The sequence below is a fragment of the Rhodococcus sp. 14-2470-1a genome, assembly GCF_002259425.1.
Classification (GTDB): Bacteria; Actinomycetota; Actinomycetes; order Mycobacteriales; family Mycobacteriaceae; genus Rhodococcoides; species Rhodococcoides fascians_E.
Genome location: NZ_NPFZ01000059.1, coordinates 1 through 2,565, shown reverse-complemented (window position 1 = coordinate 2,565; position 2,565 = coordinate 1). Strand labels below are relative to the sequence as shown.

Below are 2,565 nucleotides of genomic sequence, written 5' to 3'. Positions count from 1 at the left end.
TGTCAATGGCCAAGATGAAGTCCCCGCTGGTGGCCAAGTAAAAGTCCCCACCCCGTGTTGATGTTTCCGGTTGGTCAGGGGCGGTCCTTTCGGTGTTGTGCGTCTTTCATGCGGTAGGACTCGCCGTCGGTGACGACGATGGTGGCGTGATGGAGCAGCCGGTCGAGGATCGACGCTGCGGTGGTGTGCTCGGGCAGGAACCGACCCCACTGCTCGAACGGCCAGTGCGAGGCGATCGCCAACGACCGTCGTTCGTAGGCGCCGGCGACGAGCCGAAACAGCAGTTGCGTGCCGGTGTCGTCGAGCGGGGCGAATCCCATTTCGTCGACGATGATCAGATCGACCCGCAGCAGTGATTCGATGATCTTGCCGACGGTGTTGTCGGCGAGACCGCGATAGAGCGTTTCGACGAGATCGGCGGCGGTGAAGTAGCGGACTTTGTGCCCGGCGTGGACCGCTGCAACGCCGAGCCCGATCAGGGTGTGCGACTTCCCGGTCCCCGCGGGCCCAATAATCGCTAGATTCGATTGCGTCCGAACCCATTCCAAGCTGGAGAGGTAGTCGAAGATTTTCGGCTGGATCGACGACGCTGCGACGTCGAACGATTCCAATGTCTTCGCAACAGGGAACGCGGCCGCTTTGAGCCGGTTGACGATGTTCGAGGCGTCCCGTGCTGCGAGCTCGGACTCGACCAGCGTCCGCAGCACTTCCTCCGGTGTCCAGCGTTGAGTCTTGGCGGTCAATAGCACTTCGGGTGCGGTCCTGCGGATCGCAGCGAGTTTGAGTCGCCGCAACCCCGCATCGAGATCGGCTGCCAGTTCGGGAACCTGTTGCGGTGCAGCGGTCTTGAGCTTGTCGGTGGTAGTCGAACTCTGCGGTTCTGTCATGACGGCACCTGCTGGTCACCGGAAGATGGATGGATGGCGTAGGCATCCAAGGATCGGGTCGGCGCGGTCGGCAGATCCAGAATCAGTGCATCGCCGGCAGGTCGCGGCTGGGGTGTGCCGGCTCCTGCTGCGAGGATCGAACGGACATCAGCAGCTCTGAACCGCCGGAACGCCACGGCGCGGGTCAACGCCCCGACCAACGCCTCATGGCCGTGCGCGGCGCCGAGCGCAAGAAGCACCTCGAGCTCGGAGGACAACCGGGTGTTACCGATTGCCGCGGCGCCGACCAGGAACTGCTCCGCTCCCGGTCCGAGTGCGCAGAACTGTTGCTCAACAGTCGTTCTCGGGCGCGGACCTCTGTTCGGTGCGGGCCGGGCGCCGTCGTAGTGCTCGTCCAGCACCGACGCTGTTCCCGGCTGCGCTAGTCCATGCTCGGCCAGGACCTCGCCGCTGGCGGGGTCGACGATCACCAGCCGTCCGTCGACCTGGGTGAGCGTCACCGCCCGGCCGATGAACTTCACCGGAACCGAGTATCGGGCCGAGGCAAACCGGACGCATGAGAGGCGGTCGACCTTGCGGGTGACCGGAGGCGGTCCGATCTCCAAACGCAGCGACGGTAATGGAGACAACAACTCTCGCTCCGATTCCAATCGATCGTCGGGGATGGCGCAGGTCTCCGAATGCACCCGTGCGTTGACTTCCGCGCACCAGCTTCTCGCTGCGGCATTCGCTGCATGGACGTCGACGGTGATGCCGTCGACTGCCGCTTCGGTGAACAACGGAACCGCTAGATCGCGTTGGGCGTAGCCGACGAGATTTTCCACCACCCCCTTCGACTGCGGATCGTTGGCGTGGCAGAAGTCCGGTGCGAACCCATTATGGGTGGCGAACCGGACATAGTCCGGTGTCGGTATGACGACGTTGGCGACGACCCCGGCTTTGAGGCAGCCCATTCGGTCGGCGAGTACTTTCGCTGGGACGCCGCCGACCAGCGCGAGGGCTTCCGCGATCAAAGCCATTGTGGTAGTTGCTTTCTCGTCGGTAGCGAAGGACGCGAATCGCCACCTCGAGTAGGCCATCACAGCGCAGAACAAGTGCAGACCACCGACTGTGGCCCAGTCGATGACCAGGTAGTCACCCGGCGCCCATACTGCTGGACGTCGGCCGCGGTGATGCTCGGTTCTCCACTTCGCTTTCTCCTCGGCGACCAGGCGGCGGAAGTTGCGGTCCGATCCGTCGTAACCGGCGGTGCGGGCGATCGGCAGGATTCGTTTCGCGGAGATCCGGCCTTGGGATTTCTCGACGCGTTCGGTGACCAGCTCGGCGACCGAGTCGTAGTTGTGTTCACGTTCGGCACGAGCAACAGGGCTGTGGCCTGCTTGTTCGGCTTCGAATCGCTCGACGATGCGTTTGACGGTCTTGTGGGTGGTGCCGCACAGTTCGGCGGCTGCTCGATACGACCCGACTTGGTTGTAGGTGGAAATGATGTCCATACGGTCCCTCGCAGACTTCAATGGAACTCCCCGGGTGGTGCGGTGTGTGGTTGGCACCTTCACCGTCACCGCTCGGGCCAAAAGTTCCTGATCGACACGACGAACACGGGGTGGGGACTTTTATCTGGCCACCAGTGGGGACCTCAACCTGGCCACCAGTGGGTACTTTGTCATGGCCACGGACA

The 2,565-nt window shown here is 63.3% G+C and carries 2 protein-coding genes; both read right to left on the bottom strand.

The genetic code is table 11. The features are described 5' to 3' along the window. Positions 1-74 precede the first annotated feature (74 nt). The gene (gene istB, locus CH292_RS27575) at positions 75-887 is read right to left on the bottom strand and encodes an IS21-like element helper ATPase IstB (protein ID WP_094627624.1); all 813 of its coding nucleotides are present in this window, start codon (positions 885-887) and stop codon (positions 75-77) included. Further along, the gene (gene istA / locus CH292_RS27570; protein ID WP_143545835.1) at positions 884-2,401 is read right to left on the bottom strand and encodes an IS21 family transposase; all 1,518 of its coding nucleotides are present in this window, start codon (positions 2,399-2,401) and stop codon (positions 884-886) included. Before istA ends, istB begins: the two co-directional genes overlap by 4 nt. Positions 2,402-2,565 lie beyond the last annotated feature (164 nt).

Coding starts and splice junctions, on each gene's coding strand:
- istB (WP_094627624.1), bottom strand. CDS start 887: ATGACAGAACCGCAGAGTTCGACTACCACCGACAAGCTCAAGACCGCT.